Genomic DNA, 5,782 nt, shown 5'->3' on the forward strand with positions numbered 1-5,782 from the left:
ATCCAAAACTTGGCAAGAGGAGGTTTTCCATGCCCAGGGCTATCTGGAATGGGGTAGTGGTGGCGGAGACAGACCGCTACGAAACCGTAGAAGGCAACATCTATTTTCCGCCGGAATCTCTGCGCCGGGAATACTTCCAGCCCAGCTCTACCCACACCACCTGCCCCTGGAAGGGGGAGGCCAGCTACTACACCCTCGTGGTCAACGGCCAGGAGAACAAAGATGCCGCCTGGTACTACCCGGATCCCAAACCCGCTGCGGCCAACATCCGGGGCTATGTGGCCTTCTGGAAGGGTGTCAAGGTGGAGCCCTAGCCGGAGCCGAGTTTGTCAACCGGGTATGATGGGAAGAGTGGGTTGGAGAGGCGATGCCATGCTGACCGATGGCCGGATCCCATTCAGCCCGGCCCGATGGGCGGGAAAGCTGTGCCTGGCCGGATTGAGCCTGGTGCTGTTGGGCTGCAGCCCTGCAGGCTTTCGCACCCCACGTCCTAGCCTGACCAACAGTGGCCTCAACAGCATCTTCCCAGATGGGGAGCCTGCCTTCAACGGAGATGGTCGCTACCTGGTGTTTTCCTCTGCCCGCAGCGGCAGCCAAGATATTTTTCTCTACGACACGGTGGAACGTCGCTTGGTGGATCTGCCCGGCCTCAACTCCAGCGACGTGGCGGCCACCTCGCCCGACATCAGCGCTGATGGTCGCTACATCGTCTATGTCTCCAATGCTCTGGGCAAGTCTGAGATCTTCCTCTACGACCGAGAAACTCGCAGGATAGAAAACATCAGCAGCCGGGTGCCAGGAGATGTGCGCAACCCCACCATCAGCGGCGATGGCCGGTTTATCGCTTTTGAGAGCAACGGCCAAGGACAGTGGCACATCGAGATTTTCGACCGGGGGCCGGCGGCCAGCACGCGTCCAACCTCACCTTCTTCCCCCAATGCTGACGACAATCCCTGAGGGGATCCTCAAGCTAGGATAGACCCCCCTGCTTTGCAAGAGTTGTTGCATGTCGATTCCCCTCGCCCAGCGACTTCAGCCCCTCGGCGGCAATGTGTTTGACCAAATGGATCGAGCCAAGCGAGAGGCTCGTCGCTCTGGCCTGGATGTGATCGATCTGTCTCTGGGATCCTCCGATCTCTTTCCCCCTTCAGACTCCTTGGCGGCCATTCAATCGGCTCTGTCGGATCCCTCTACCTATGGCTACACGCTGTTTCACGACACGGCGGACTTTCGGACGGCCTGCGCCAAGTGGTACATGGGGAAGTTCGGCCTGGAGATCGATCCGGAAACAGAGGTGCTGCCGTTGATCGGATCCCAGCAGGGGACGGCCCTCTTGCCCCTGGCTTTGCTCAATCCTGGCGATGTTGCCTTGGTCGCCGATCCGGCCTATCCCTCTCATGCGGGCGGGATCCATCTGGCGGGCGGGATCCCCTACTACCTGCCCCTGCGGGCGGAAAACCGCTTCTTGCCCCAGTGGGATCGGATCCCGGAGGCAATCTGCCGGCAGGCACGGTTGCTGGTGCTGAACTACCCCCACAACCCCACCACTGCCACCGTCACCCCGGAGTTTTGGCAGGAAACCCTACAATTCTGTCAACAGCACGACATCGTTCTGGCCCACGATTTTCCCTATGTGGACTGGCGTTTCGACGGCCAGGTAGCCCCTTCCGCGCTGCAGGCGGATCCCGATAAAACCCGCACCATCGAGTTTTTTTCTCTCTCCAAGTCCTATCACATGGGGGGATTCCGGGTAGCCTACGCCATTGGCAGCCGGGAGCTGATCCGAGCCCTGCGATGGGTGAAATCCACCATCGACTTCCATCAGTACCAGGGCATTCTGCGGGGGGCAGCAGCAGCTTTGACAGTTCCCGATAGCTTTTTGGAGCGCTGGCGGCAGGTGTACCGCGAGCGACGGGATATAGCCGTGGCGGCTCTGCACCGCATCGGTTGGCCTGTGCCCTTGCCAGAAGCCACCATGTATCTGTGGGCGCCTCTGCCGGAGTTTTATCGCGGCTCTTCTGCCCAGTTTTGTTTGGACTTGGTGAGAGCCACAGGGGTTGCCCTGTCTCCGGGTTCTGGCTTTGGCCCCAGTGGGGAAGGCTATGTCCGCTTTGCTTTGGTGGTCGAGGGATCCCGTCTGGAGGAGGCAGTGGGACGGATCGAGGCGTTTTTGTCCCGGTGCATTTCCTAAATCCCAAACATCAATCCCAAACATCGAGCATCCAGCTCTCGGTTGGTTGTGCTCGCCCACCCTCGGGCAATCTAAGTCAGGATAAGAGTAAGAGTGTTATCCAAGTTGAGTGGGCATGGAGAAGGAAACGCTCGACAGTTTTTTGTCCATCCGTGGGGTGATGGGGGTGGCGCTCTTGAGTCGGGCAGGTCGCCCTTTCTTCTACCGCTCTTTTCAGGATTTGGATAGCCGACAGCAGCAAGCCCTTACCGAAGGGCTGTTTCAAGTTTTGGAGACCATGCCCCCAGGACTTGACTATTTTGATTTTCAGTTTGCCGAGCAGCGGGTCTTCGTTTACCCCCTTGGGCCGGAATGGGCGCTGCTGGTGGCGGTGAATGACGAGCTGGTGATGCCGGTTTACACCTTGGCCGTGAACCGCCTGCGAGCCGAGCTGCAGCAGGATACGCCAAAGGGCTTGGCCACCTTTCGTCTATTTACCAGCCAGGCGGAGGCAGGCCGGAACGCTACCCAGCCCAGTTCCGCTCCTGCGGCGGGCCCGCGCATGGAGATGGATGTCTTCGTGCAATCTCTGAACCGTCTCTGCCAGATTACAACCGGCTATTTGGGCAAGGCGGTGATCGTCAACTATTGGAAGGCAGCACGGCAGGAAGTGGTGGAACGCCAGGGATCCAAAGCAGAATGGCTGAACCAGTTCGAGATCGAGCGCAGTGGCCAGATCCACTACCGGGGATCCCTCAAGGAACTGGACGAATCTCAGCAAAGGGTGCTACGGGATTGGGTGCTGGCTTTTTTCCGTCGCTGTGAGGAGGTGATCCACGATTTTCGCAACTTGATCAAATCGACAGAACTGCGCCTATGAAAAGGGGCCAGTCTTTTTCCTAAGTAGGGCTATCGGCGAACTCTACCCGGCTCTTGGTCGAGGAAAATCCAGGCTAAGCTATGACCATGATCAACCCGGATCGCGCCAGGTGCAGACGGGATCCCTGCTTGGGGATGTCCCTTCTTGTCGCCGCAAGCCGACCCAGCGAAAGATCCGCTTTGCTACCGCGATGCCGCCGGATCCCTCGTTACTATGGGGTTGCGGCACTCTACGCGAAGGAGTCGCTATGCTGAGAATCGTCACCCAGCTAGCCGAGGCTGAAGCCGAGCTCAGACGGATCTCGGAGCGCACTCAGGCTGACCAGAACCTGCACCGCGAAGCAACCGTGCGGGAGATCCTGCAAGCGGTACGCCGTCAGGGGGATCGGGCCCTGCTGGCCTATACGGCTGAGTTCGACCAGGTGGAGCTGAGCGTTGCCGAACTGAAGGTGTCTGGGGCCGAGCTAGAGGCAGCTTACCAGGCGGTATCTCCGCAGTTGCTTTCAGCCCTACGGCTGGCCAAGCAGCGCATTGAAGCTTTTCACCGGCAGCGGGTGCCCAGCAGTTGGGTGAGCTTTCCTGGCCCTGAGATCGTTTTGGGCAAGCAATACCGCCCTGTGGATCGCGCCGGCCTCTACATTCCGGGAGGGCGAGCCGCCTATCCCAGCACGGTGTTGATGAACGCCATCCCGGCCCAGGTGGCAGGGGTGCCCGAGATTGTGATGGTGACGCCACCGGGATCCGACGGCTCGGGGGGCAAGGGGATTAGCCCGGCCATTTTGGTGGCCGCCCAAGAAGTAGGCATCCACACCATCTATCGCGTTGGAGGGGCTCAGGCAATAGGGGCTTTGGCCTACGGCACCGAGACCATCCCCAAGGTGGACGTGATCACCGGCCCCGGCAACATCTACGTAACTTTGGCCAAAAAGCTGGTGTACGGCACAGTGGGGATTGACTCCCTGGCAGGGCCTTCGGAGGTGTTGATCATCGCCGACGAGAGCGCCAACCCCCTTTATGTGGCTGCCGATTTGCTGGCCCAAGCCGAGCACGATCCCTTGGCGGCGGCCATCCTTCTGACCACCGATCTCCAGCTGGCCCAGCAGGTGCAGCAGGCGGTGGCCACCCAGATGGAGGCCCATCCCAACCGTCTGATGGTGGAAAAGTCGGTGGTGAACTACGGTCTGATTGCGGTGGTGCCGGATCTGACGGCGGCGGTGGCTTTGTCCAACCTGTTTGCGCCAGAGCATTTGGAACTGCAGGTGGCAGATCCCTGGGCTTTGTTGGATCCCATTCGCCATGCGGGGGCCATTTTCTTGGGCCACCATACCCCAGAGGCGGTGGGAGATTACCTGGCTGGCCCCAACCATACCTTGCCCACCGCCGGTGCGGCCCGCTATGCCTCGGCTCTGGGGGTGGAAACTTTCCTAAAGCATTCCAGTCTGATTCAATACGGCTCAGCGGCTTTGCGGGAGGTGGCCAGCGCAATTCAGGCCCTCGCCCAGGCGGAGGGGTTGCCTGCCCATGGCCAGTCGGTGCAGGTGCGGTTGGCAGAAGGAGGCTAGAGGGTTTGCAAAAGCCTTGTCTCAAGCCTTACAGCCGTGGTCGCGTACCGGAGGGCAGGATGACGGGTTGGGTCAGGCGAAAGGGGCAGTGGGGGCTTGCGGCAGTTGGGATGAGCTGGGCTCTGTTGCTGGCGAATCCGGCAGTGTCTTCCTCCGGCAGGATCCCTTCTCCCCACTGCTGTCGCGAACAGGATGCCGCTCTGTCGGTGCAACGGAGTTCTTCTTCTGCTGTTTCTATCCCTTGGGATTGGGTGTATGGGTTGCAGGAGCAAGCCCGGCAACGGCAATGCACGGTGGTTGGCCTGTTGCGCAGCGATCCCTTGCCGGCGCCGGATCCCCAGTGGCAGGTGTACACACGGCTGGATTTGGTGGCTACACCCGAGGCTGGTCGGTTGACCAGTGTGTTGTTTGCCGAGAACACCCGTACTCAAGCCCTGCAAGTCGTTTATCAAGCCTCGGCGTCTGTGTACGACCCTGCCGAGCCATTGGATTTTGCCATGATCCTGCCTTTGGCCTGGCAGGGGAACACTTTGCTGGCGCGGGAGTACGAAGGCTGGTTCCAAACCGATTTGAGCTGGGATCGGGCGGTGGTCTGGCCCTTGCCCACCAGCTCGACAGGGATCCCACCGGTGCAAATCTGGGATCCGCCGCCGGCGCTGGGGTATGCGCAGCTGCTGGGCTGGGATCCCCAGGCGCGAGAGCGGGTGCTGTTTGCGGTGGCCGATAGCCTTGGAGAGATGCCCCGCTTGGTGAGCGTGGGCCCAGACCGCCAGGTGTTGCTGCGAGCGCCTGCCGTTGCCCTTTCCCCAACTCCCTCTTCTCTACAGGGGTGGCAGGAGATCCGGCCCAAGGGGGGAGAGCCTCTCTGCCACCAAAGCCGTTTTGGGCTGGAGCAGGGAGGGGAAAATGAAAAATTAAACTGAGATGCAGAAGCCTGTGGGAGCGACAACCATGTCCAAACCGGTGGTGCGGCGGGGCTGGCCTCTGGAGGCCTTTGTCGGGGATGTAATCGTCTGTACCCTAGAGGGATCCCATCTGGATCAGGTGACGGAAATCCGAGTCAGCCCGGCGGGTAAAGGGATCCGAGTCAGCTTTGGGGATCCCTTGGGACGCTCTAAGGAACCGGTGCAGGCCAACGCCGAGGCGCTGACGGTTACCTTTGAGATCGATC

General features: G+C 60.4%; 7 protein-coding genes. All 7 read left to right on the forward strand.

Annotation, left to right across the window (positions count from 1 at the left end; genetic code table 11):
* Positions 1-29 precede the first annotated feature (29 nt).
* A complete protein-coding gene (locus tag NW856_RS06100) occupies positions 30-314 on the forward strand; it encodes a DUF427 domain-containing protein (RefSeq protein ID WP_414328853.1) in 285 nt (94 codons plus the stop codon).
* 58 nt (positions 315-372) lie between these two features.
* A complete protein-coding gene (locus NW856_RS06105) occupies positions 373-957 on the forward strand; it encodes a TolB family protein (protein WP_414399520.1) in 585 nt (194 codons plus the stop codon).
* A 49-nt stretch (positions 958-1,006) separates the two neighbouring features.
* The gene (locus tag NW856_RS06110) at positions 1,007-2,191 is read left to right on the forward strand and encodes an LL-diaminopimelate aminotransferase (protein WP_414399521.1); all 1,185 of its coding nucleotides are present in this window, start codon (positions 1,007-1,009) and stop codon (positions 2,189-2,191) included.
* A gap of 115 nt (positions 2,192-2,306) precedes the next feature.
* Positions 2,307-3,050, forward strand: coding sequence for a hypothetical protein (locus NW856_RS06115; protein ID WP_414399522.1), 744 nt, complete (start codon positions 2,307-2,309; stop codon positions 3,048-3,050).
* Positions 3,051-3,297: 247 nt separating this feature from the next.
* Complete coding sequence (gene hisD / locus NW856_RS06120; protein ID WP_414399523.1) at positions 3,298-4,611, forward strand: histidinol dehydrogenase; 1,314 nt, start codon at positions 3,298-3,300, stop codon at positions 4,609-4,611.
* Positions 4,612-4,721: 110 nt separating this feature from the next.
* Positions 4,722-5,534, forward strand: coding sequence for a hypothetical protein (locus tag NW856_RS06125; RefSeq protein WP_414399524.1), 813 nt, complete (start codon positions 4,722-4,724; stop codon positions 5,532-5,534).
* 28 nt (positions 5,535-5,562) lie between these two features.
* Positions 5,563-5,782: hypothetical protein (locus tag NW856_RS06130; protein ID WP_414399525.1), on the forward strand; the 220-nt coding region annotated here is incomplete at its 3' end.

Origin of the sequence: Synechococcus sp. R3-13, assembly GCF_047462195.1 — a bacterium.
Classification (GTDB): Bacteria; Cyanobacteriota; Cyanobacteriia; order Thermostichales; family Thermostichaceae; genus Thermostichus.

What these genes read in the sequence shown, in the direction of transcription:
- NW856_RS06100 (WP_414328853.1), top strand. Translation starts at nt 30, where the DNA reads ATGCCCAGGGCTATCTGGAATGGGGTAGTGGTGGCGGAGACAGACCGC.
- NW856_RS06105 (WP_414399520.1), top strand. Translation starts at nt 373, where the DNA reads ATGCTGACCGATGGCCGGATCCCATTCAGCCCGGCCCGATGGGCGGGA.
- NW856_RS06110 (WP_414399521.1), top strand. Translation starts at nt 1,007, where the DNA reads ATGTCGATTCCCCTCGCCCAGCGACTTCAGCCCCTCGGCGGCAATGTG.
- NW856_RS06115 (WP_414399522.1), top strand. Translation starts at nt 2,307, where the DNA reads ATGGAGAAGGAAACGCTCGACAGTTTTTTGTCCATCCGTGGGGTGATG.
- hisD (WP_414399523.1), top strand. Translation starts at nt 3,298, where the DNA reads ATGCTGAGAATCGTCACCCAGCTAGCCGAGGCTGAAGCCGAGCTCAGA.
- NW856_RS06125 (WP_414399524.1), top strand. Translation starts at nt 4,722, where the DNA reads ATGAGCTGGGCTCTGTTGCTGGCGAATCCGGCAGTGTCTTCCTCCGGC.